The organism is Aporhodopirellula rubra, assembly GCF_014192335.1.
GTDB lineage: Bacteria > Planctomycetota > Planctomycetia > Pirellulales > Pirellulaceae > Rhodopirellula > Rhodopirellula rubra.
Genome location: NZ_JACHXU010000013.1, coordinates 82,606 through 107,240 on the forward strand (window position 1 = coordinate 82,606; position 24,635 = coordinate 107,240).

General features: G+C 55.4%; 15 protein-coding genes. All 15 read right to left on the reverse strand.

The genetic code is table 11. The annotated features are described in order from the left end of the window. Positions 1–47: 47 nt before the first annotated feature. Positions 48–2,219, reverse strand: a complete 2,172-nt coding sequence (locus tag FHS27_RS17745) for a right-handed parallel beta-helix repeat-containing protein (protein ID WP_184306221.1) — start codon at positions 2,217–2,219, stop codon at positions 48–50. 121 nt (positions 2,220–2,340) lie between these two features. Next, entirely contained in the window at positions 2,341–3,729 is a 1,389-nt protein-coding gene (locus tag FHS27_RS17750) for a sulfatase-like hydrolase/transferase (RefSeq protein ID WP_246420042.1), read from the reverse strand. A gap of 196 nt (positions 3,730–3,925) precedes the next feature. Beyond that, positions 3,926–5,716 carry an arylsulfatase gene (locus tag FHS27_RS17755; RefSeq protein ID WP_246420044.1) on the reverse strand — a complete coding sequence of 597 codons (1,791 nt, stop codon included), beginning with the start codon at positions 5,714–5,716 and terminating at the stop codon, positions 3,926–3,928. Between the two features lie 135 nt (positions 5,717–5,851). After that, positions 5,852–7,306: a sulfatase family protein gene (locus FHS27_RS17760; RefSeq protein WP_184306223.1), complete on the reverse strand. Its 1,455-nt coding sequence runs from the start codon at positions 7,304–7,306 to the stop codon at positions 5,852–5,854. A 227-nt stretch (positions 7,307–7,533) separates the two neighbouring features. Beyond that, complete coding sequence (locus tag FHS27_RS17765) at positions 7,534–9,387, reverse strand: alpha-L-fucosidase (protein WP_184306224.1); 1,854 nt, start codon at positions 9,385–9,387, stop codon at positions 7,534–7,536. 5 nt (positions 9,388–9,392) lie between these two features. Further along, positions 9,393–10,865 (reverse strand): arylsulfatase, encoded by a 1,473-nt coding sequence (locus tag FHS27_RS17770; RefSeq protein WP_184306225.1) that lies wholly within the window; start codon positions 10,863–10,865, stop codon positions 9,393–9,395. 41 nt (positions 10,866–10,906) lie between these two features. Beyond that, positions 10,907–12,313: a sulfatase-like hydrolase/transferase gene (locus tag FHS27_RS17775; protein WP_184306226.1), complete on the reverse strand. Its 1,407-nt coding sequence runs from the start codon at positions 12,311–12,313 to the stop codon at positions 10,907–10,909. 49 nt (positions 12,314–12,362) lie between these two features. Beyond that, positions 12,363–13,844 (reverse strand): sulfatase family protein, encoded by a 1,482-nt coding sequence (locus tag FHS27_RS17780; protein ID WP_184306227.1) that lies wholly within the window; start codon positions 13,842–13,844, stop codon positions 12,363–12,365. Then, a complete protein-coding gene (locus tag FHS27_RS17785) occupies positions 13,841–15,481 on the reverse strand; it encodes a sulfatase family protein (RefSeq protein ID WP_184306228.1) in 1,641 nt (546 codons plus the stop codon). Before FHS27_RS17785 ends, FHS27_RS17780 begins: the two co-directional genes overlap by 4 nt. 406 nt (positions 15,482–15,887) lie before the next feature. Continuing rightward, complete coding sequence (locus tag FHS27_RS17790; protein ID WP_184306229.1) at positions 15,888–17,705, reverse strand: arylsulfatase; 1,818 nt, start codon at positions 17,703–17,705, stop codon at positions 15,888–15,890. 193 nt (positions 17,706–17,898) lie between these two features. Continuing rightward, positions 17,899–19,011 (reverse strand): putative glycoside hydrolase, encoded by a 1,113-nt coding sequence (locus FHS27_RS17795; RefSeq protein WP_246420053.1) that lies wholly within the window; start codon positions 19,009–19,011, stop codon positions 17,899–17,901. Positions 19,012–19,079: 68 nt separating this feature from the next. Further along, positions 19,080–20,546 (reverse strand): alpha-L-fucosidase, encoded by a 1,467-nt coding sequence (locus FHS27_RS17800; protein WP_184306231.1) that lies wholly within the window; start codon positions 20,544–20,546, stop codon positions 19,080–19,082. A 127-nt stretch (positions 20,547–20,673) separates the two neighbouring features. Further along, positions 20,674–22,488 carry an alpha-L-fucosidase gene (locus FHS27_RS17805; RefSeq protein ID WP_184306232.1) on the reverse strand — a complete coding sequence of 605 codons (1,815 nt, stop codon included), beginning with the start codon at positions 22,486–22,488 and terminating at the stop codon, positions 20,674–20,676. A 600-nt stretch (positions 22,489–23,088) separates the two neighbouring features. Next, positions 23,089–23,280, reverse strand: coding sequence for a hypothetical protein (locus FHS27_RS17810; RefSeq protein ID WP_184306233.1), 192 nt, complete (start codon positions 23,278–23,280; stop codon positions 23,089–23,091). Positions 23,281–23,376: 96 nt separating this feature from the next. After that, complete coding sequence (locus tag FHS27_RS17815) at positions 23,377–24,558, reverse strand: DUF1559 domain-containing protein (RefSeq protein WP_184306234.1); 1,182 nt, start codon at positions 24,556–24,558, stop codon at positions 23,377–23,379. Positions 24,559–24,635 lie beyond the last annotated feature (77 nt).

Here is a 24,635-nt window from a genome sequence, read left to right on the forward strand (position 1 = left end):
CGTCTGTTTAGACGACGGTCGGCCGAATCGGTTGGTAGCGGATGCGTTCAGTCGTCCTGTCGCAATCCGATTTTTGAGAGATCGATGGGAACGATTCCCATCTCGAGGGCTGGCGAATCGGGACGGAACCGAAAGTCACCGTTTTCTGGATCGACGAACAGCGGATCAACCGCATGGCTGTTGGCGTCGACGCCGTCGCGTTGTTGTTTTTCGAGCATTTCTTTCGCCACATTGGGATCTGTCGTGCAAAAGTAAATGTTGAAGTCGGTGTCCGCATCGGCGGCGCGTGCGAGTGCTCGGCCTCTTCGGTCTTCACTCTTCCGACCGTTGGCGGGAGGCAATTCGTCGATGAAGTGACACTCAGGGTCGGCGGAATAGAAAATGTTTCGTTGGATAGTCGCACCCGTTAACGGACCTTCACGCACGGACAAGTAGTAGCCGCGGGGTGGGGCGATCACGTTGGCGACGATGTTGTTTTCGACGCGAGTATTCAGTTTCAACATGATCCCCTGCGACGTGCATTGGTAAATCAGGTTCTCTGCGATCAGCGTATCTCGCTGTCCGCCATCGGTGCGTAACGCGCACTGCATGATCATGGGGGCTACCAAGTGATGAATGTAATTGCGTCGGATTACATTTCCGGCACCCGCACCGCGAATGTAAATCGCGTTGCCGTCCCCGAGTTCTTCCATCACATGATGAATTTCGTTGTACTCGATCAGGTTATCGTGGGTGTGCAAGAACGGTCGGACTTCTTCGAGCGTTTTCTTGGACCGTGATCCACCGATCTCATGCCAACGGATGGTTCGTGTGAGTTCTCGTCCTGACTTGGAAAAGAAATCGGTCATGCAACCCGAAACAATCAATCCCGTGTAAGGCGTGTGATGGATCAAGTTGTTCGCAATTCGGTTCTCACCACTTTGCCAAACCATGATGCCGGGCGCGTGAGAGTAGATCCGCCCGGTGTGGTGAATGTGGTTGTTGTAAACGACGTTCTCGGCGTTGACGTCTTTTGTGCCCGGACCATAGCCGCAGAGCAAAATCCCGGAACCGCCGAGGTGTTCGATATGGTTGCTCTTGATTGCGTTTTTAATCCCATGGAGATCAACGCGGATCGCGCCAACACCGCTATGGGCGAAGTGACATTTTTCGACGACGCAATTCTCGGTTCCACGGAGACGCAGCATCGCGGTGTCTTTGTCGTGCATCTCCCAGTCATGCTGGAGTCCTGCATCGTCGGTGGCGAGCGTGTACCGGTCGGCATGAGTGAAACCGATCCCTCGAAAACACAAGTTGCGAACCGGCTCGTCCTCGGGCCCCGCTTTGTCGATCGATCCCTCGATGCGTACCAGTTCTCGTAGTTGTGGAGCAAAAACCGTTGACTGATTTCGCGGCCACAGATAGAGCTTGCCCTCTTTGGAATTGAGCACCCATTCGCCCGGTTCGTCGAGTTCCTCCAGGACGTTCTCGACCCAGCACGATTCCGTCTTGGGAAGAAAATGAAGCGGGTTCATCGCGTACGTCGCGTCGATCGACGTGCGAGCCACGTTTGCACTGGCATTAACGGATCTTAGAGGCAAAACATTGACAATCCACGCGTGGTGGGGACGCACGATGATTTCGACGTCTTCCACGTTGTCCCAATTTCGCAATACGCCGGGTGGCGCATTCAACGCGGTGCGACTGCCGCCCCGGCGCGGAATGAAACCAGCCGACCGAGCCCGCGGCAGCATTCCGTCTTCGTCGAAGAGACATTTGAAATTGCCTTCGACTTCGGCGACCAGGATTTTCCCTCGAGCCTTTGCCGGTAACCCCGGAAGATCGCTTTCCACACGCCGCCAATTGCTGATCGCTCGACCAGATGAGAGCACGGGCGTCTCGTTTGGATAAGCGGCGTACGTGATTCGTGCATCGCTACTACCTGAGTCTTGCAGTCCGAACACGACAGTGTCACTAAGTGGGTAGGTGCCGCCGCGGATGGAGACCAGAATGTCGTCCGCTTGCCACTTCTTCAGTTCACGCACGGCGTCACGTGCCCGCAGGAGCGTCGCAAACGGCCCATCGGTTTGGGATTGATTTGGATCGCTTAACGTTCCTGACCAAGAGTCTGACCCGTCGGGTGAGACATAGAAGTCCGCGACCGTGTTGGCATCCGCGGCCTCGGTGATTGCGGCGTGACCGATGGTGAGAACAAAAAAGAGGGTGGATGCCAGTTTCATCGAATCTCGAATGATTGCGCGCGTGGTGGTCCAACGCCAATTGCGAGTCGATGTCCCGCCACGCGTGGAGGGCAGATTGAGTATTTGTCGCGTTGTTGGATTGGACAGTGGATGCATGACGCTATTTTCTCTTGGTGACACAACAGGATTCGTTTGGCGCCGTTGGGAGAGTGGATTCCCACGCGGTGATCTTTTGTGTGAGTTGCTCAACGATCTCCGGGTTCTGCTGAGCGACGTTTTGAGTTTCTGCCCAATCGTTCTGCTCGTCGTAGAGTTCGATTCGTTGCTGTTCGTGGTTGACTAGTAATTTCCATCGTCCGTCGCGGATTCCAGTTGAGGGCCACGTGTACTCTTTGGACTCGCCTCCCCGCCACTGCCAGAAAATGGGTTTGGTGCGACTGATTGGCGTTCCTTGGAAGGCCGCAAAGACATTCTCGCCATCGGGGGCGAAGCCTTCGGGAAGCGATACACCGGCGACATGCAGGAAGGTGGGCAGGAGGTCGACCGCCGTGATGACGGAGGTTTTGTCGACACGTCCGGCCGGAACAACCGCCGGCCATCGCACGATAAAAGGAACGCGGATGCCGCCGGCGAAGAGAGATCGCTTTCTGCCTTTGAGTCCACCTGATTCGCCGACCGAATAGTAACCGCCTAAACCCGGTTCTCCCTTTCGATGAATCTTGTCGCCTGGACCTCGAGTCGCTTCCGGCCCATTGTCGGTGGAGAACACGACGAGCGTCTTCTCATCAATGGCGAGTTCCTTAAGCAGCGACAAGATGCGACCGACACCCTCGTCGCCTTCGGCAATGATCGACGCGTAGACCCTTTGTTGCTCGTTGAGCTCGCTGAACTTTTGAAGGTATCGTTCCTGCGGGAAATGGGCGAGGTGAGCTTCGTGAAGCCAGAGATTTACAAAGAACGGTTCGTCTTTGTTGGCCCTCATGAACCTCTCCGCATGATCAACCGATGCCAATCCGTCTTTTTTGATTTCCTTCTTCTTCGATCCGTTGAACGTCGCAAAGTCGTCGTAGCCGTATTGGTCTTCCGTGGGGACTCCCGCCCCGCCGCCGAGATGCCACTTTCCGAAATGTCCCGTTTTGTAACCGGCCTGCTGTAGCATTCGTGGCAACGATGGCCCCTGCGGATCCAACCAATCGGGCATGCCACGTTTGCGGTTGGATGCGACGCCCGCGAAATGTTGATGGATGCATTGCCGGGCAGGAAACTGTCCCGTCATCACGGCGACGCGGCTGGGCGAGCACACGGGACTGTTGACGGTGAAATTGGTGAAGTCGATTCCCTCGGCGGCCATTTGGTCGAGAGAGGGCGTTTGGCAAAATGAACTGCCGTGACAACTTAGGTCGCCATATCCCCAATCATCCGCGAAGATGAAAATGATATTCGGTCCTGCAGGCGAGTCATCCGCCTGAACCGTTGCCGCGGGGTTGGGCAGCAATAACGAAACCGCGACGATCGGTAGCCATCGTGCGATAGAATATAACGGTTGCATGGGATTCATCCTGCTCGATCGCTGAGGGCAAGTTTTGTTTCCAGGGCGAGCGAAATCACACAGTTGGAGAATTTCGATTTGCGGTTAGTTGAACCTTTTGGGGACGCCGTTTGGTGACGGCGGAATCGACGGGTGGTTGGGCGTGCATCGAGCGAGTCGGCGTCCGGCGACTCGCAATGCGGTCACGGTTTGGGGCTTAGAAGGATTCAACTTCGGTGAAATAGGCTCCACCTGCTTTGCCGTTATTGTCGTAGAACCACGTCACTAATTCGGTTGGTCCGGTCGGCAGTTCGATGTCGAACACAACTCCGCGGCTGTCCGGTTTCACGTCGAGTTCATGCGTTTGACCGGCGATCTCCAACTTGGCTCGAACGGCAACGATGGGCTTGTCAGCCTCTTTAGGCATCTGCCGTAGTGTGATGCGATAGCGTCCCGCTTTCCTGACATCGAGCATCCAAGGTCCGGTGACGCGGGGGCGTCTGGCAATCGAGCCGAAATTCCACGGTGGGTTTCCACTCGGCATGTACCAATCCTGTGAGCAGAGCACGGTTGGGTTGTTCGTCGGATTTCCAACATCGATGCGAACGGGTGTGAGCCTCGGTGATACTTTTTCCCAAAATGATTGGTACGCAGTCCGTAGTCTGGTCACGACTTCCGGGTGTTCGTCGGCGACGTTGTTTCGTTGTGCCGGATCGGCGAGAATGTCAAACAAGCCTTGTCCGTTCGAATTGACCAAACGCCATCGGTGATCCATCACGACGGAGTACTCCAATGGCTGAGGCGGGAATGCTCTGGCGTGGGCGCCCGCGTGGAACTGCACCACATGATGATCGCGAGGGAGTTCCGGTTCCGATTCGCTGCGTTGGGCGTCGTCGAGTTTGGTGTGCTCGAGCAACGGTTTCAACGAGATTCCGTTGGGTTTGTAATCGTCCGAAACTGGGATTCCGCAGAGGTCCGCCAACGTTGGCAGGACATCGATATGAGCCGCCTGCGTGTGGACGTCTTTCCCGCCGACGAGACCAGCCTGAGGCCAATGAAGAAAGAACGGCACGCGGTGCCCACCGTCGTAGAGCGAGGATTTCTTGCCTCGCATTCCGGCGTTGTATCCCAATTTGGCTTCCGAGTCCAAACCGTCGAATTTTGCTCCACTGGCCGTGCCGTTGTCGGTCATGAAGATCAGAATCGTGTTCTCGGCGAGACCGAGTCGAGCGATTCGATCGCGGAGGATTCCAACGTTGTGATCGATGTTCGCGATCATCCCGTAGAAGTTAGGATTGGTTACTGATCGATTGCCGGTGTACGGTTCCGCCCACTCAGGCGGCACTCGATAAGGACCATGCGGCGCATTGAGTGCGAGGTAGAGGAAGAACGGTTTCGTTTGATTCTCTTCGATGAATCGGATGCCCTCGCGGAACCACACGTCGGTGCAATAACCTTCGAACTTTTCGAACCGACCGTTGCGTTCGTATGTGTCGTCGAAATAGTCGTTGCCCCAATAGTCCGACGCTTGACCAACCCCACCACACCGGTGCCAGACGACGTCTTGGAATCCTCGGTCTTGGGGACGATGCGGGGCATTATCACCAAGATGCCATTTGCCGACCATGCCGGTGACGTATCCGTTGTCGCCGAAGAGATTCGCGATAGTCTTTTCATCGCGATGCATCATCGTGCGTCCCGAACTCGTTCGATACGCTCCGGTATATCCCGGATAGTTACCCGTCATCAGCGCCGCACGTGTTGGGGTGCAGAACGGACTGACATGAAAATCGGTGAAGCGAATTGAATTCGCACTCAGGCGATCGATGTTGGGCGTCTTCAGGATTGGATTTCCGTGACAACTCAGATCCCCGTAGCCTTGATCGTCCGTCATAACCAACACCACGTTCGGACGTGTTGCCGAATTGGTATCTGCATTGACGCGTACGAGTGAATGGCAGGATGTTCCCAAGAGAATCAGGAATGCGATCGTTCGAATAATCATCATAACGGCTTGTCGAGATGAATGAGGGACAGGGACAGGGACAGGGACAGGGACAGGGACATGTGGGACTGGTTCAGGTGCGGCAAGTTCAGGCAGACGTTTTCGATGGGGGTGGTCCGCCGGTATTTTTAGACCTAATCATTTCTTGGTTGTCGCTCGTTCGGCGATGTCGGGACGCCGTGGTTGAGGATCAAAGAATCTTGCGTTTTCGCCGGTGCGGTCGTGATCGCCTATGTCACGGCGTGCGAACTCGACTTGTTTCATCAACTCCGCCACGACTTCCGGGTGCGATGCGGCGACATCGTTGGTTTCACCGATATCCGCATTCAGGTCGAATAGCATGGGGCGATCGATCGCAGCTGCATCCTCCGCCCGGTTGAAGTGTGCCCACTTGGTGTCGACGGGCGAGGGGACGTGCAGTTTCCATTTTCCTGATCGCACGGCTTCGAGTCGTGTGCGTCGATAGAAGAAGAATGCCCGCGTGGGGCTGGTGGCGTTGGGTTTCGCGTGCAGGAGATCTCGAATGTCATGCCCGTCGATCACGCGATCGGTCGGTTCCTGGCCGCCGGCGAGTCGTGCAAATGTCGGCAAAATGTCCATCGTCGATGCGATTTCGGAACACTCTTCGCCGGCAGGAATGCGACCGGGGGCACGAGCGATGAAGGGGACGCGGAGTCCACCGTCCCAAGTAGCGGTTTTGGCGCCTCGTAATGGAACGGCGGAACCTCCATGAGCGACCGCATCTTTACCAAACCGTTTTTGATGCCCTTTGCTGCGTCCGAAATACCACGGCCCGTTGTCGCTGGTGAAAATGACGTAGGTATTATCGTCGATTCCGGATTCTTTGACGGAGGACAAAATTCGACCGACGTGGAAGTCAATTTCTTCGACCACGTCGCCATACAATCCGCCCTGCGATTTCCCGGCGAACGATTCTGCCACGGCGAGTTTTACATGGGGCATCGTGTGGGCAAGGTAGACGAAGAACGGTCGATCCTTGTTTTGCTGAATGAACTTGATCGCCTCGTCGGTGTACCGGCGAGTCAATTCCCCCATGTCGGCTTTGGTTTCAATGACGGTTTCGTCTCGAAGTAGATTGACGATACTATCGTTGCTGGTTGGTGTGCCAAAGAAGGTGTCGAAGCCTTGTCGGGTCGGCAACAGTTCGGTCGAGTAATCCGTCTGAGAATGTCCCGCCAAGTCCCATTTGCCGATCGCAATCGAGGCGTAGCCTAACGGTCGAAGTACTTCGGCGATTGTGATTTCGTCGGTGTGCAGGTGAGGGTGGATCTCGACCACATTCTTCTCGATCGCGACTCTCAACGGATAGCACCCCGTCATCAACGCTGCTCTCGAGGGACCACAGACCGTTTGCGCGTAGAAGTCGGTGAGACGGATGCCTTCGCGGGCCATCTTGTCGAGATGCGGCGTTTTGATCGTGGGCGATCCGAAGCAACCCAAGTCTCCATAACCTAAATCGTCTGCAAAGATGACGATGAAGTTTGGCTTGGCTGATTCTGCGTGCGTTGCAATTGGCGTGGCAACGCTACAGAAGATCGTAATCGTGAGTGCGTATCGGAACAGTGGATTCATGATTGCTGTATCAAGGGAAAACGGCGAGCGAGATGTATTGCTTACCGGGTGTCGTGGGGGGGGGGGCAAGTTTTCGGAGGTCAATGATCCGGGCGGAGGGTGAGGCGTCGAGGAAACCTGCTTTGATGGCGGTCTTCCATTGGCACATTGTCGCGTTGACCAACGGAATGTTTCGCCACCTCATTGTCAGTCTCAAGGGCTGTCGATCGTTCAGGATGGATTCAATTTTAGTTGTCTTCCAAGACGGCTTCGATTGCGTATCCGTTTTCGCCCGTCTCTACGCCTGTGAAGTCGATTTCGAGAGCCTGGTTCGTTTGTGTCCATTTCAATTCTTGGTCGCTGCCGAGCAAACGCAACTGGGTGATTCGGCCCGCGGATTGGTTCAGGGACAGAACCCGCACCACTGAGTCGCCCGGCACCAATGACATCGCGTACACCTTGGCGTCTTTGGCACTGAACCAAAATTCCGTTGGCTTGGATGGTGAGTTTTTCACCCTGTCCACGCCTTCGCTGAACGTCGTCCAACGCTGCGTGCCGAAGATCGCATCGGAATTGGTTTTCACCCACTCACCCATTTCTTCGAAACTTTTCACGCACGGTACGGGGACTCGGCCTTTGCCGTCGGGGCCGATGTTGAGCAGATAGTTGCCGCCTTTGGAGACGATGTCGACGAAATTTCGCAGTAACTCGTTGGATGATTTCCAATGGTGATCGTGGGCCTTGAAGCCCCAGGAATGGTTCGCGGTTCCGCAAGTTTCGAAATGTTTGGCGGCCAGTTGATTTTCGGTCGGTGTCTTATTGTCACCGGCGTCGACATAGTCGCCAAAGTCATAGCCGATCCGGCGATTGACGATGATGTTCGGGTTCAGTTGGTAAACCAGACGATAGAATTCGAACGCTTGTTTTTCGGTGATCAAACCTTCCCCGTCGAACCAGATGATCCGCAGTTCAGGCAGGCGTTTGATCAATTCGGTGATCTGAGGATAGGCCTTGTTGCTCAAATAGTCGGCATGAGTAATGGGGCTGGGATCCCAAAGGTTCTTGCCTTGTTCTTTAGTCGGCACGCCGATTCGATCGTTGCGTGCTTTCACGTTGGCATAGTTGCCGTCTCCACCTTCGTTCCAGTCATTGCCGTGTGAGTAGTAGATTCCGAACTCGATGCCTTCGGTGCGACAGGCGTCGTAGAGTTCTTTGATCAGGTCCCCGTCATACGGCGTTGAGTCGGCGATGTCGAATTCGGAATGAACCGAATCGAATAGGGCGAAGCCGTCATGGTGTTTGGCCGTGATGACGAGGTATCTCATGCCGGTGTCTTTTGCGAGGCGTGCAATGTTCACGGCGAACGACGGGGCTGGATTAAAGCGTTCCGCAAACGCTCGGTATTCTTTTCTCGGTATCTCGAACGCGTTCATGATCCATTCCGCCACCTTCGGACCCTGGCCCTTTTCAATGCGTGTGTTCTTCCAGCTTCCCGCGGCTTCGGAATAAACGCCCCAGTGGATGAACATGCCGAAACGTGCTTCTTTCAACCACGCCAACGCAGCCTGCTTTTTAGGCGACTGGTGCATCAGGAGCCAATCGTCGAAGTAGCTCTCCGAGCTGATCAATATTTTGGATTGAACGTATCCTGTTGGAACGAGCCTTACCGTTTTGATCGAATCGCCGTTGGCAATCGAGATTGTGTGTTTTCTCGTCGGGGTCAGATCAAGTGATTGGTCGTGCTGCCATACCAAACCGTCTTCGATGAGATAGACCTTCTTCCAGTCACGACGCAGAGGTTGATTATCCAGTACAACCGTCGCGGGAGATTCAACATCCGAAACATGAATCGACGAGACAACCTGGACGGTGAAAGTCCCGGGGTGTTCGAGCTCGAATTCCCATTCCAAACGTGATTTGTCGTTGTGTGCCTGACTCACATTCAACACAACGCAACCGTCTGCACGTTGGTTAACACTCCCGTCGGCGAGGGACACGTTGACGAAAGGGAGTGTGAGGGAGGCGACGAGGCACGCCATCGCCATCACCGATGGGAACGTAGGGAGTGTTTTTGAGTGGGAAGGGGGGGATGGAATGTGCATGGCAATCACAGCGTTTCTGGTGCCCACTCGGGAATGCTTTTTTCTTTGAGCTGGTTGTGATATCGAATCGCCAGCGGTTGTTCGGCGGGAGCAACTTTGGGGAGGTTTTCATTGACCAGAAGGGGAGTCAGTGTTGCCCACCATCGGTCGTATGATTGACGCAGTTTCGCAACCACCTCCGGGTTTGTTTGAGCGACATCGGTCGTCTCGCTCGGGTCGGCCGAAATGTCGTACAGTTCCGCGTTGTTGACGAATCGCCAACGTTCGGTCCGGACGGCACACTTCTTAAACTTGAAATCGTCTCGCCCGCCCGTCGGCCAGCGACCGCAATGGACGAACAGTTCGCGGTCCGGCCACTTCGCATCGGCATCCTTCAATAAAGGCAACAGCGATCGACCGTCAATGTCCTGCACGTCATCGGGCAATTTCGCGGAGGCCAATTCGCAAAATGTGGGATAGATGTCGATGTGTGCGGTCAACGCATCAATGTCAACTCCTTCGCCGAGCACACCTTTCCAGTACCAGAATGCCGGCACGTGTGATCCGCCCTCGTTGGGCGAATTCTTGCCGCCTTTTAAGTTGGCGTTGAAGTGTCGGACCCTTAGGCCGTTTAACTTGCCGCTCAAATGTGTCGCGCCGTTGTCGGTCATGAAGATGACGAGCGTGTTGTCGAGCGAATTCCATTCGCCCAACTTCGCCATTAAGCGGCCGAAGTTGTCGTCGATGTTCTCGATCATGCCATAGCGACCGGCCGTTCCCTGGTCGTAGCCAAGTTCCAGGAAACGTGCTGTGTACTTTTCGGGAGCAACGAGTGGGCCATGTGGGGCGTTGAGTGCAATGTAGGCGAAGTACGGATCGCTGGTTTCGAGTTGATTCTTGATCCATGCCAATCCGGATTGGAAAAACACGTCGGTGCAGTAGCCTTTCGTTTGCACGATTGTGTCGTTGTGCAACAGCACGTTGTCGAAATAGACGTTCTCCTTATTCGGAGGAAAGTCGCCCAGAGTGACTTGGCCGATACCGCCGGCTCCATGAATCAAGACTTCGTCGAAACCTCGATTGCCCGGCAGGTACGCGTCTTCGTCACCTAAGTGCCACTTGCCAAAAATTCCCGTTTGATAGCCTGCGGTCTGCAATGCCTGCGGCAACGTGAAGGTGTCCAGTGCCATCCGTTCCCGCTGCATGATCGTGTGGGTCACGCCATTTTTGAACGGAGCCCGCCCGCTCATGATTGCGGAACGAGTCGGAGCACACGTTGGGCTGACTTGGAAATCAGTGAAGCGTGTTGACTGTTCGTAGAACCGATCGATGTTCGGAGTCCGAACGACTTCGTTCCCCATGCAGGAGAGGTCGCCCATGCCCTGGTCGTCGGTCATCACGAGAACGATGTTGGGCCGGGTGCCATCGAGAGCGTGTACGTCGCTAGAGGAAACGCAAAAGCTTAACGCCGCGAGAGCGATGGGGATGAGATATTTCATGAAGGTCGTACGTTGGGATTCGGGGGACAGGACGCTCGTGATCAGTAGCTGAGGGTGGCACCGCGTGACGGTTTTTGACGTTCGCTCTCCCACCACTGGTTGGGGCCTTCGGTTGTGATGTCGTTCCAAACCTGCAGGAGAATGTTTTTCATCTCGTCAGTCTTTTCGGGCAGCTTCGTTGCCAAATCATTTTCTTCCTTCCAGTCTTTCTGGATCTCATAGAGCTGGAATTCGGTCAGTGTGTCATTGCCAACGATTTTCCAGTCACCGATCCGCATGGCGACGCGGTTGTCGCCCGACGAAACGTGAGTACGCCAGAACAATGGCACGCTGCGTTGGACCGGTTGGCCGGCAAACGCGGGCAACATACTGACGCCGTCAATCGTTCGGTCCTTTGGTAGGGGAATGTCAACGATATCCAGTATCGTTGCAAAGACATCGGTGCCGACCACGGGAACATCACTGGTGGTTCCGGCAGGGATATGTCCCGGCCAGCGAGCGAGTCCTGGGACGCGGATGCCGCCTTCGTGGTCACTGCGTTTGTGACCTCGCAATCCACCGGTGACGCCGCCAAACCCGGGAACAGGACCATTGTCGGAGGTGAAGAACAGCAGCGTGTTGTCGCTGACGCCCTGAGCATCCAACGCGTCCATCACCATTCCTAACGCGTTGTCCATTTGAGTGATGTTGCCCATGTACTTGCTGTTCTTGTGCCCGTCGTACAAGGCTTCAAAGCGGGAGTCGGTCGCAATCGGTGAATGGGGTTCGTGTACCCATACCGACATCGCGAACGGTTTCGCGGGATCGTGAATCTCCTTTAACCAACGTGTTGCTTCGCTGGCGACCAATTGAGCGGAATAACCAGTGAGTTGTCCGACGGGCTCGCCATTGCGTACGAAGTTGTCTGGGTTCTCGTGGCTCGGGCTCGCGTTGTTGTGCGTAATCATCCAATAATCGAATCCATGATCGCCGGGTTGGGGGAAATCGGGATTGTTGAACTGCTGACGTGAGTTGAGGTGCCACTTACCGACGTGGCACGTTTCATAACCAATCTCTTTCAATAGTTCCGGATAGGTGATTTCGCTGGCCCGTAAATGGGCGTCGTGGACTCCCGACAGGTGCCGCCAAACACCGTTGCGGTAAGGAGTTCGCCCGGTCAAGATTGCCGAACGCGAGGGTGAGCAAACTCCACATGCCGAATAGCACTGAGTGAACTTCACTCCCTCTGACGCGAGTCGGTCCATGTTTGGGGTCTGAATGAGTTCATTGCCATACGTCGCCGAGTCACCCCACCCCATGTCGTCAGCCACAAAGATCACAATGTTCGGCTTGGTCGCGGACGGTTCCGTCGGTTGCTGTGCCAGGGCATTGGTCGAGAGACAGATCAGTACCGAGGTGACGACGAGTCCTGCCCAGCGAGCGAGGGCGGACGAGTTTGGCTTTCTCATGTGGGGCCTTTGGGGAATGAGTTCTGTCACCGAGAGCGATTGCGGCGCATCACTTTTTGATTTTTTTCTTGGGGGTGGCTCTGTCAGGGTGACGAGCGAGTTGTTCTTGATGGATTGATTTCCGGGTTTCCTGATCGACGGAGGGCCAGTCCTTTCCATGACTGACGACGGGAGCATCGGCGACGGCGGTTCCGGTTGGTCGTTGGTCGGTGCCGCGTTGATTGAATTCACCCAACGACTCGCGAGCATGCTCCGCAAACTCGATCATTTGTTCGACGAGCTCGGGGTTCGCGTCCGCAACGTCTCGTGATTCCGCACGATCGGTTTGCAGGTTGTAAAGAACCGGTTTTTTCAAGCGAAAGAACGCAGTGTTCTTTTCCCAGAACGGTACTTGCACCTTGCTGCGAGGAAGATGCAGTTTCCAATCGCCGTAACGCACCGCTTGCAAGTTCTCGCAGTTGTAATAGTAGAACGGTTGCGTTTCCGGACGGGCGAGAGTTTTGCCCTCGAGTAGAGGCAGCAAACTCACGCCATCAAATTCGCGATCTGAGGGCAGCGGTTCGCCGATGATTTCCGACAAAGTCGGAAACAGGTCCATCGCCACGACCGGGATATCTAGCTCGGCACCTGCCTTGATCTTGGCGGGCCAATGGAAGATGAACGGAACGCGTTGGCCGCCTTCAAATGAGACATACTTCGTCCCGCGATAGGGATGTGCGTATTGCGGTTTTACCGGACCGTTATCTGACGTGAAGACAACGATTGTGTTCTCGGCGATGCCTGACTTCTGGATCGCTTTCATGATTTCGCCGAGTCCCCAGTCGAGTTCTTGAATCACGTCCCCGCGAACGCCATCGCGGGAGGATCCAGCAAACGCCTTTCCGGCTTTGTAGGGCGTGTGAGGGTAGTTGTGGGCGAAGTACATGAAGAACGGTTGGTCACCGTGTTCTTCGATCACGCTGATCGCACGGTCGGTGTACAGTTTGGTTAACCGATCCAGTGGAGCGTCCGAGAAAATCTCATCTCTGCCGTCGAAGAACTTGGGCGAATGTCCCACGTTGTTGGGCATTCCGTAATAATTGTCGAACCCTTGGCCGAGCGGATGAAATTCCGGTTCGCTGCCGAGATGCCATTTGCCGATCATGAACGTTTGGTAGTTCTGTTTTTTGAACTGTTCGGCCAACGTGATTTCATCGGGATGCAGACCGAGGAACCAATGCTCGGCCCGGTTCTCGTTGATGCCCATGTAGAGGCCACATCTCTGAGGATAGGCTCCCGTTAGGAAAGCGGCCCGAGAGGGAGAGCAGATCGACGCACCGGTGTGGAAGTCGGTGAACTTGTAACCCTCTGCGGCCAATCGATCAATGTTCGGCGTTTTTACCTTGGTGGCACCATAGCAACTGATGTCCGAATAGCCCAAATCATCAGTTAGGAAGAAGATGACATTCGGCGGTGATTGGGATTGGGCGTAGCCAACAGGCTGTGTTTGGACGAGAACGCAGATCAATAGGGCGGCGAGTAAGAACTTCATTTCTGTCTCGCCTTTCCTTGGCGTGATTGGGATGCGGATGTTTTCGAGCGATAGCTCTGAAGCAATGCTTCCATCTCCTCCACGACTTCAGGATGCTGGCGATAAACGTTCTCGGTTTGCAGGAGGTCGATTTCGAGATCGTAGAGTTGTGCCGGAGGTGAGTTCGGTTTAATCTTTCCGTTTATGATGTCGCTGTTCACGTTGCCGGCGAACGCTGCGGCGGGCGGACCGCCCCACGCGTGATGATCGGGTTTGGATCCGGTGAAACCGCCGCTGCCTTTTCCGCCGATATACATCCACTTGCCCTTGCGAATGGAGAGATTGGCATCTTTGCGTGGAGCCAACAGAAGTTCCGAGCGAATCGGAGCGGTTGGGTTGTCGATTAGTGCGGGCAACACATTTACGCTGTCTTTGTTCTCGAGGGTTCCGGGGTCTTGGTCGGTCAATGCCATGAAAGTTGCGAGCATGTCGACGTTGCAGATCAATTGATCCGACTCGCTGCCCGCTTCAATGGTTCCTGGCCACTTTGCGATGAAAGGCACGCGATGGCCGCCCTCCCAAACTCCGAATTTAAAACCCAGCAGTTCGCCGTTAATTCGGTGCCCCGCTTTCATCGCGATTCGGCCGCCGTAATTCAGCATGGCGCCATTGTCACTGGTGAAGATCACGAGCGTGTTGTCGCTCAGTCCGTTTTCTTCGAGCGTTTTCATTAGCTCGCCGACCATCCAATCCAGTTCGTGGATGTAGTCGCCATAGAGTCCACACTGGCTCGTTCCCTTGAAACGTGGTGCAGGCGTGAATGGGTGATGAATGTTGGTTGTTGCGAAGTACAGGAAGAACGGGTTGTTCTTGTTATCTGAAATCCACGACATTGCTTTTTCGGTAAGCAGCGTTCCCGTCTTTTCATCGTCGTAGATTCGGTGTGCCGCCAGTGCACCGGTGAACTTGTTCGGGCTCTTGACCGACGCTTCGGCGGGGAATTGGGGTGTGGGCGAAGGAGGGCTGCCTTGTTTCAGCGGATCGGCGGGATCGTATCCGACAATCGTGTCGTTCTCGACGTAAACGTAGGGGCTGCCGCTGTTGACGAGGGGAACGCCAAAGTAGTAGTCGAACCCGACGTCGTTGGGGCCGGGGCGTAACGGGACGGACCAGTCGTTTTGATTTTCCCCAAACCCGAGATGCCATTTGCCCAGGCACGCGGTCGCGTAGCCTTTGTTCTGGAACACCTTTCCGATTGTTGGAGTGTTCGTATCGATGATTAGTCCCGAGAACGGTGAAAGCGGTCCCCAGGCACCTTTGCCCCCGAGCGCTCTGATTGGATATTCACCCGTTAGGAGCGCGTATCGCGATGGTGTGCAAACCGCAGACGCGGTATGGGCGTCGGAAAACTTCCGCCCCTCTTTGGCGAGGCGATCGATGTTTGGCGTTTGCACTTTCGTCGCCCCGTAACAACCGAGGTCGCCGTAGCCCAAATCATCGGCAAAAATAAACACCACGTTCGGAGGAGTGCTTGAATTGGATCCGGCCTCGCTGGATCGCGCGGCATCGGGGCTGGGTTCACTGGCAGTCGCAAGGCCGCTGCCGTTCACGAAAAAGAGTGACAGTAACGCGACGTACCTGAGGTCAGCGAATTTCATCGGGTGACGTTTCCTTAAGGAGATGCGAGCAATCCTCGACGCGTCACGCCGGCATGATGCGCTGCGAGGGAGGTTGTGGGAACCACTGAAATGACGCGGATGCTCCCTTAGATTGCTTGCGAGGGGAGTATAGATTGCGTTGGTGGTGGTTGCATGTCATCTGTTTAGAGGACGTGCAAGGACGATCGATCAAACTCAACGACGAATTGCGGCATCGACGGTTGCAAAGAGCGGTGTACAAAACGATGCATCGATCAGTGCCGTGATCTACACCGCTGCGAGTGTGAACGCATTCGTTAAAACGGGCCGCATCGTGAGACGTACCCGCTGGCGTTGATTCACGGTTTTGTCGCGGTGCCACGTCGAAGAGGCACCGGAGAGGTTTAACGTAATCGATCGTGTTGCACTACCGCTCTTGCATTTGAGGCGGGATGCGTCCGTAGTCGGGATCGTAGACCGGGATTCCCATCCCTGCCGGGGTTTGCCAACCGGGTTCAGGGCGATGGGTGACATACGCGTAATAAGGCGTCGCTGTCAGATCTGGACCGATGAATGTCGGCGCGAGTTGGGTGATCCCTTTCTTGAGTGATACTCGGAACGTGACCTCTTTGGCACCGTTGGCAATGTCTTTGGTCACGTCGACCTCGCCGATTTTCAGTCGAGCCGTTTGGTAGTTGTAGGCTTTGCCGTAGGTGCCATCGTTGATCGCTTTGTCGGCTTCGACCGGCCAGCGCCGCAGCGAGATTTCATATTCGCCGTCTCGCTCAACTTCGATTGCCCAGAACGACTCTTCGGCGACGTCTCCGTTTCGAACATGGTTTTGATGCCACGGCGGGAGCATGTCGATCAGCCAGTCGTGGGACGAGAGCGACACGATGGGTGAGTGGTCTGATCCAATCACCATGTAACTGGTCATGTCGTGTTCTTGAGAAACGTCGTTCCAGAAGTTCTCGTACTCGTCACGCAGTCGCTTCAAAACTTCGGGGAACTGCGCCGCGAGATCGTTCTGTTGTTTGGGATCGGCGTCGAGGTCGTAGAGTTCGGTGCCGTTGACGAGTCGCCATCGGTCGGTCATGACCGCGCTCTTACGCCATTTGATCGGAGTGACCACACGCTGGGATTCAACGACCAAGGCGCGTTCGGGCCACTGTTCACCGTCGGTGTAGAGCAGGTCTGCGATGTCGCTGCCGTCGAAATCGATCTCGGGCGCCTTCAAATCGCAAAGGCCAATGAACGTGGGCAAAATATCGATATGTGCCGTCAACTGATCGACTGTTTTACCGGCTTCGATTTTTCCGTTTGGCCAACGAATGATGAACGGCACGCGGTGGCCACCGTCGTATTCGGAGTTCTTGGTGCCCCGCATGCCGCCGTCGTATCCCCGACCGTTTTTTAAGCCGGCGGCGGTACCGTTGTCGGTCATGAAAACGAGGATGGTATTATCGGCGATGCTTTCGTCGTCCAGCATCTTCATGAGCTTGGCGAGATTGTCGTCGACGTTCGTGATCATGCCGTAGAACTCCGCAAGTGAGACCTGCGGGTTGTTCTCGTATGGTTTGGAGTACTCCTCAGGACAGTAGTACGGACCGTGGGGAGCGTTCGTTGCAATGTAGGCGAAGAATGGCTGGTCTTTGTTTTTCTTGATGAACTTCATTCCTTCGTCGAACCAGATGTCCGTGCAGTAGCCTTCAAAACGTTGGTGTTTTCCGTTAACGATGTAGGTGTCGTCAAAATAGTCGTTGCCCCAGTAGTCCGGAGCCTGTCCCACGCCGCCGGCCTGGTGGTAGACACAGTGTCCAAAGCCGCGGTCTTCGGGACGGTAGGGGTAGCAGTCGCCGAGGTGCCATTTCCCAAACATACCGGTCGCGTAGCCGTTGTCTGCGAACACGTTGGCCATCGTGACTTCGCGGCGGCGCAACATGCTGCGGCCTTGCACGGTGTGCCAGACACCGACGCGATCGGAATAGCGACCGGTCATTAATGCCGACCGCGTGGGGGCACAGGTTGGGTCGACGTGAAAGTTATTGAGCAGCGTTCCCTGGGTGCAGAGTTTGTCGATGTTCGGAGTCTTAATCGCAGGGTTACCGGTGAACGCCAAGTCGCCATAACCCTGATCGTCGGTGATGACAATGACGACGTTTGGTTTGGTTTGCTCCGCGTCGGTAGTGGACACGATTGAGGTAACGGTGAGCAGCGCGATAGCAATTCGCTTGAGTGGGTTCATGTTTCTCTCGGTGTTGCCGACCGGTGTTTGCCCTGGGCGGTGCCGGTCGGACGGTCATTGATGGGGATGCGGTTTGATCGGGACAGCTTAACTCTTTTATACGCAGCGTGGCGACAGAGGGCAGCAGCATGAAGTGGCCTGGCGGGGTGATGTTACAGAGTAGCCGGCGTCGCAGCACTCGTACCGTGCCGCGTTAGTCTCGCAGCCATTGAATTCGGGCTTTTCGGTTCTCCAGATCCACCGCTACGTTTGCGTGCTCGAACTCGCGGCGGAAGATCCAACCGTCGCGTCGGGCTCGGGATTTCGGTGCGCCGAGCGGCTTGCGATACTCGGGGTAGTCGACCAACTGACCATCATCGATTCCGTATCCCCATCCGTAGCAGAAGTAACTGTTTTCTTCGGCGCCGATCAGATAGCAGGCCAGCGGGTAGGTGATCTTTTCGCGTGCGAACGCTTCTTTCTTCGCTGGCGATTGGGACATGAACTTACGGTTGAGCCAGTTGATGTCGTGATCGGGCCACGCTTTGTAGAGAACGATCTTGCTGTCTTTCGCCGCGGTCGCTGCCATCTTCCAATAGGCCACCATGTCTTCTTTCGTGATCGAGCTGAGTTGATCGAAGTGTTCGATCTGGGCTCCATCGGAATAGGGTAGGAATTCGGTGCCTGCGGCTGCGTTGTTGTCGGGGCCACCGGATTTCGATCGGAAACCGTTGTAGATCAGTAACCGGTTGTCGCCGATGATCGCTTTCGTCTGCCGCATCATGTCGACGGCGGCGGCATCCAATTCATCGGCCTTGTCGAATCCCCATCCTTTTTGCAGCCACAACGGGCGTTTGGATTGAGAGACGGCGTCCATGAACACACCATCGAAATTGAATTCGTTGACCGCGCCGCCGATGGTGTCGGCCCACCATTTACGGACGTTAGGATTCAGTAGATTGTATTGGTAGACGGGCGTTGAGCCGTGCATCGCCTTGAGCAACGGTTCGCCCGTGCTCCGGTCGCGGAGCGTCCAGTTTTCGGGATGCGAGTCGGCAAAATTGGAGTTGTAGGACGTGAACGGCCACGCGATGAGCGTGTTCCAGTACATCAAGATCTTGGCGTCGGGATTCGCGGTCTTAATGCGTTGTGCGTCCTCAGCCGCGATCCGCTCGGGGTGTTCCCGGTCGGTAGTGCGGCCGTGTGCTTTTTCCAGGCAGATGAAGTTGGACAGCCTCGCGGCGGTTTGCACTTCTTCATCGGTCATCCTTGTGGGGCTGCCAAAGTGCAGATAAACCGGCGCGGTGTCCCACGAAAACGCAGGCATTTGCGCAAACGCGGGAGCTAACCAAAGACACGAGAAAACCGCTACGAGGCGGCAGAATGCATTTTTGATCACGAGGCGGGGGTATCCGAGGCTGCTTGCCCGCTCAATTGGACTTTGACGACGGTGTCGTATTCGTCGACGTTGGCTTTGGGGAGAGTGATCCGAAGCACGTCGTCGGATTGCGAGAATTGTGCTTTTTCGCCTGTTGCAAGAAACACCGCGGACTCGATGATTCCAGGAACTTCGTTGAGCGTGATGGTTCCCGAGGGAGGTGCGTCAAGGACGTGCAGGTAAAGCGTCGTGCCATCTTTGCTGGCGGAGATGTCGCCCCATTCAGGTCGCGAGGGCAATGGGTTGCGTTTGGCTGCGTAGATCGATTCCCCGTTTACATTCAACCATTCGCCGATCACGCCGTAGAGACGAATCGCTTCGGGATCGAGTCGGCCGTTGCCCATCGGCCCGTTGTTGAGCAAGTAATTGCCACCGGCGCAAACGGTGTGAACAAATCGTTCGATCAGTTCTTCTTCCGTGTGGTAGTAACATTTGCCCTTTGTCTTGTACCCAAACGAGGAACTGACACTGTCGGGCGATTCAACATAGAGCGGGAGCTTTCGCGTGGGGACCTCTTTGTCGCCGATCGAGCTGTAGTCATAGAGTGAAAGGAAAGTCGCGTCGACTTTGTCTTTGCCGCCATGAATGAGGCGTGAGTTGATCAGGCAATCCGGTCGGTGCTTGCGTACCGTGTCACTGAATTGCTTGGCACGTTCCATCGTCATTCCCGACGGGGTGTCGAACCAGATTAGATCGAGTTCATAGTGCTTCACGAGTTCTTCGACCTGAGGCAGGCTCTTCTTCGCGATATAACGATCCATGTCCGGTTTGAAATCGGCAGGCAGATCAGGGTGAATGAACTTGCGGGTGCCTTCGAGACGCGGGGCGATGTAGGGGGCGTCGGGTTCGTCCCAGTCCTGGGCCTGCGAATAATAGACGCCGAATTTCAGGCCTCGACGGTGGCAAGCCTCGCTCAGTTCTTTGATGATGTCGCGTTTGAATGCTGTGTAGTCGACGATGTTGTATTCGCTGACCAGGGACTTAAAGAGTGCAAAACCGTCGTGGTGTTTTGACGTGATGACGACGTAGCGAATGCCCGCGTTCGCGAAGGTTGTCGCCCACTCATCGGCGTCGAACTCCGCAGGGTTAAAACGCGAGGCGACTTGGTGGTATTCGTCGGCGGGAATTTTGGCTGAAACCTGAATCCATTCCGAGTACCGGTGCTGGGACCCGCGCCCTTCGTATTCGCCTTCCAAGGTCGAATAGACGCCGAAGTGAATGAAGGCACCGAATTTAGCGTCGCGAAACCATTGGTCTTGGCGAGCGATTGAATCGGCGGTCTGTTGCAAGTTGTCGTCGAACCGAAATTCAAAACTCGTGTTGCGAGTCGCCTTCTTGGCGGCTTTCTTTTGAGTCTCCGCCGCGTCAGTCGCCTGTGCGGCTACGACGAGAATCAATAGGAGGAATCGTATAAGGCAGGTCATTGGTGTGCGTCGTGATGTAGTTGAAGTGGTTGCGTTGGTGGGAGGCGGCCGGACCGAAAACGAGGCACACGAGAACGGTTGTGGGTTTCATCCGTTTGCTTGTGTGCCTCACGATGGGTGAGCGGTTCTATTTTTGCGAATTCCTACTAGTGGATGCTTGGAGAAGCGTTTCGCTGAACTCGTTCAATGGGGTCAATCGGATCGATCTCAGTTCCGCGTTTCGGATATTGCCTTCGAGGCACGAGACGGCGATCTTGTAACGTCCCGGTGTCGGGAAATTAAGCCATCCGATCGGGAACGTTTGGTAGTTGTGCGACGCGTTCTGTTGGTTTTGGATGTGTTCGCCGCCAACGACGTCGACGCCCCAAACCAAACGGCCTTCGCCGGTGTAGCTCAGTTCGACGTCATAATCGCCGGGGACGAGGATGTCGATTTCCCAAACCGCTTTTCCGCCTTTGGTCCACTGAGTCGCGGGGTACTCACAAACCCATTCGCCGAATTTTTCCATCCATCGGTCTTTGGCGATTTTGGCTCCGGTGATGGATGAGAATTCGGCGCGGATCTCAGTTCCCAAGTTCGGGTCGATCCCAAACGTCGAATCGACATCGGGTTCCCCCGCGAGGATCAATTCGATGACCGAAGCGAGTTGTTCCGGTGCAACCGAAGGTACTTCCAGGAGAGTCCATCCGTTTGCTCGCTTGAATGACAGTTCGGTGTGTTCTTTTCCATCGAGAAGGCGTGCCGATTTGATTTCTGTATTCAATCCCGGTAGGAACAGTTGACCGGATTCGGGCCAATCGAACACCGACAGGAAAAGACGGTTGCCTTTGACGGTGATGTCACCCCAAGGCATCGCGTGTCCCCATGGCGAGGCGTCCGTTCCGTAGACGACTCGTGGGTATCGACGAATCCACTCGCCCGCCTCGCGGAGTGAACGAGCGGCCCGTTCGGGAACCACTCCGTTGCCGTCGGGGCCGACGTTGAGCATGTAAGTTCCGCCACGACCGACGCAGGAGATCAGGCGGTGTAGGATTTCGTGTGGCGTTTTCCAACGTTGGTCGTACCACGCGTATGCCCATGAATCATTGGTCGTGTCGACGGCTTCCCACATTCCCTCAACGTTGTGGTGAGGTACTTCCATATCGCCGAGTGTTTGGTAGTCGCCGAGATCGTGTCCGGCACGTCCCGAGACGAGCGCATGTGGTTGATTTCTGCGAACGATGTCGACCAATTCTTGGACGTATTCTTTTTTCATTCCGCCGGGAGTGTCGAACCAGATTAGTTCGATGGGACCGTACTCGGTCGTGAGTTCCTTGACTTGGGGAACGCATTTTTTCGTGAAGTAGTCCTCAAAGGTCGCCGGGTTTCCATCGGCATCGACTGTTGGTCCCTTTCGTCCGCCCGGGAACGTCCAGTCTTGGCTGTGTGAGTAGTAGAATCCGAATCCGAGTCCCGCGTCGCGGCAGGCCGCGGACAATTCTTTCATCGGGTCGGTTTTCCAAGGAGTGGCGTCAACGATGTTGAAGTCACAGGCCGCGGAATCGTACATTGCGAACCCGTCATGATGTTTGGCCGTGATGACGATGTATTTCATCCCCGCGTCCTTGGCCAGTTTGGCGATGGCCTCGGCATCGAAATCGACGGGATTGAATGTGCCGGCGAGTTCTTTGTATTGATCGACAGGGATCCCGGCCATTTTGGGATCCATGATCCATTCGCCGATGCCGTAGTAGGTTTTGCCGTCGACTTGGTTGCCCAACTGCGAGTAAAGGCCCCAGTGAATGAACATCGCGTAGTTGCCTTCGTCGAAGAGTTCTCCGCGTTCGGCATTATCTGCGCGTAGTTTGACGGTGGATTCACCCCATGAGGCGTCCATTTCCTCGGCGAATGTGTTTCCCGCCAACATTACGACGGCGAATGCGAGGGCTAGTGACTTGATCATCTGTTTCCTGTCGATGTTGGCTGTACGGACGGCTTTGCGTCTTCAGGCAAATTGAGTTTGGTGGTTGGCGGGTTGAGAAAAGATGCCAGCCGCGATGTGGTCGTCATGCGGATACGTATCGGCCGACGTTCCCCCCTGTGTTGCCCCGTGCCCCAGCGTTGCCCCCAGTGTTTTCTGTTCCCGTGTATTCTTTTGTGCCCCGCATCCCGCCGTCGGGAATCGTTTGGCTGATGGTTGTCGGTCTTGTCGTTTGTCAAAGGCGTTTGCGTTGTTGTTCGATTCGATGGTACGGCGGGTTATGGATTCCGGGGCGAATTGCGTCGCCGATTTTTCATCTTTAACCAGACACGCACGCGAGTGAGTCAACGAACTTTTGTGTTGGCGTCGCGGACTAGTAAATCAGTGGTTCGATATCGCACTGCCGCTGTAAGCCTGACGCGTTGGTTCGCGTCATAGCGATGGATTTCAGGTCTGGAACGGAGCGGATGTCGTTAAGACACGAGGCGGTCAGACATGTTCTCGTGTTGGGATGTACGCCGTCGTTGGCGTCGCATTGCCTGGAAACGCCTGCCGCCGCTGATGTGCTCGATTCGTTTCGGTTTAAGGGGTTTCTTCTGCTTCTTCGCTTTCCTCGTCCGCACCGAAGTCATCTTGTCCCTGTTGGTTCAATCGATTGTATTCTTCGATCTTTGCCGCATCGGCATCTTCAGCGACGTTGACCGGTTGCGGATCAGAACAGCCACAAGCCACCGTCAATGCGACGACGCAAATGGTTGAGAGTAATGTCTTCATTAGGTTTCCAAGGAGTGAGACGTGGGGACAAAGGAAAGTGAGAAAATCAACGCCCGGCCCAAATGAAATTTGAGGCCGAGCGTTCGTCACGAGTTTCTAAAACTCGGATTCGATAACTTCTTTGGAGGCCCGGGTACCGAGAGCACCCCAGAGCCCATAGGGGCTTTGCGAGCCGGGCTTGTTGTTCAGCCAAATGTTGCGAGCTTTCGGGTTGCCCGCTTCGATCGAGTCGGTGATGAATTTGATCGCACCGTCTCCCATCAAAACATGGGCACCGCCTTGGTGCCGGCTGGACATGGTCGCGACCATCGTCGTGCCCGCTGCGTTGTAGGCACCGCAGAGTTCGCGGTTAGGCGGAAGGATCGTCATGCAGCCCGTGTAAAGGGGTTGGAAGTCAGCCCATTTGTAACCGCGTCCGTGGGTCGCATTGACGTTGACGGTATGAGCCGGATCCCAGAATTGAGGACGATCAGGGAGGACTTTGCCAACGCACGCCGATGGGTTGTTACGAACCTGACCAAACGTTGGTGTTCGGTTCGAATTGTCACGCCAGCCGACAGTCCGTTTGTCGTCGTCACCAAGTGCGGTGGCAATTTCTCCAGCGGCGATCGTGTTGGACAAGCCGTCGAGGCAATCACGGAATCGAGTCCGGTCTACCGGCTTGAAGAATCCGCGGTGTGCGGCTCGAGCTCCTTCTTGGCCGTTTTTGTTTGTCCGGTTGCCGTTCCAGGGGCCGTTGTTCTGGGCAACGATCGAGTCGCCGACGCATGCGGCATAGTTCGTCCGTCCGAGTGCGGGGAGGCCTTGGCCCGGATCGCTCGGGCAGCGGAATCCCGGAATGTCGGTTGCCCATGGTCCGTACGCCAAACGATCAGGAGTCGGTCCCATTGCCGGGTATGTTGTTCCGGTGGGATTGGATATCTGTTCCCACAGTGCTTGTTGCTCAATAAACGGTGTGATGCCCACGAGCATGCTGAGGCGGTAACGGTTGCCTTGGTCGGATGATCGCCAGGAGGCCCAAGGGCCGTTGACGGTGTTGTTCGCGCCGACCAAGGGTTGGGTTCCGGTGCCGTGTGTTGGCAATTGTTTGTAGGCGGAGTGATAGTTGTGAATGGCGAGCCCAATTTGCTTGAAATTGTTGCTGCAGCTCATTCGCCGTGCCGCCTCTCGTGCCGCTTGGACCGCGGGGAGAAGAAGCCCGACCAAAACACCAATAATTGCGATGACGACGAGTAATTCCACCAGCGTGAAGCCGCGTCGAATTTTTGACTGAGTCATAATAAGAAACCTTGAAGAAGAGAGTTAAACGAACCAGGGTCTTCGTTCGAACGTTGCACCACCTGAGCGAATCCCTC

Coding starts and splice junctions, on each gene's coding strand:
- FHS27_RS17745 (WP_184306221.1), bottom strand. CDS start 2,219: ATGAAACTGGCATCCACCCTCTTTTTTGTTCTCACCATCGGTCACGCC.
- FHS27_RS17750 (WP_246420042.1), bottom strand. CDS start 3,729: ATGCAACCGTTATATTCTATCGCACGATGGCTACCGATCGTCGCGGTT.
- FHS27_RS17755 (WP_246420044.1), bottom strand. CDS start 5,716: ATGATGATTATTCGAACGATCGCATTCCTGATTCTCTTGGGAACATCC.
- FHS27_RS17760 (WP_184306223.1), bottom strand. CDS start 7,306: ATGAATCCACTGTTCCGATACGCACTCACGATTACGATCTTCTGTAGC.
- FHS27_RS17765 (WP_184306224.1), bottom strand. CDS start 9,387: ATGCACATTCCATCCCCCCCTTCCCACTCAAAAACACTCCCTACGTTC.
- FHS27_RS17770 (WP_184306225.1), bottom strand. CDS start 10,865: ATGAAATATCTCATCCCCATCGCTCTCGCGGCGTTAAGCTTTTGCGTT.
- FHS27_RS17775 (WP_184306226.1), bottom strand. CDS start 12,313: ATGAGAAAGCCAAACTCGTCCGCCCTCGCTCGCTGGGCAGGACTCGTC.
- FHS27_RS17780 (WP_184306227.1), bottom strand. CDS start 13,844: ATGAAGTTCTTACTCGCCGCCCTATTGATCTGCGTTCTCGTCCAAACA.
- FHS27_RS17785 (WP_184306228.1), bottom strand. CDS start 15,481: ATGAAATTCGCTGACCTCAGGTACGTCGCGTTACTGTCACTCTTTTTC.
- FHS27_RS17790 (WP_184306229.1), bottom strand. CDS start 17,705: ATGAACCCACTCAAGCGAATTGCTATCGCGCTGCTCACCGTTACCTCA.
- FHS27_RS17795 (WP_246420053.1), bottom strand. CDS start 19,011: ATGCCTGCGTTTTCGTGGGACACCGCGCCGGTTTATCTGCACTTTGGC.
- FHS27_RS17800 (WP_184306231.1), bottom strand. CDS start 20,546: ATGACCTGCCTTATACGATTCCTCCTATTGATTCTCGTCGTAGCCGCA.
- FHS27_RS17805 (WP_184306232.1), bottom strand. CDS start 22,488: ATGATCAAGTCACTAGCCCTCGCATTCGCCGTCGTAATGTTGGCGGGA.
- FHS27_RS17810 (WP_184306233.1), bottom strand. CDS start 23,280: ATGAAGACATTACTCTCAACCATTTGCGTCGTCGCATTGACGGTGGCT.
- FHS27_RS17815 (WP_184306234.1), bottom strand. CDS start 24,558: ATGACTCAGTCAAAAATTCGACGCGGCTTCACGCTGGTGGAATTACTC.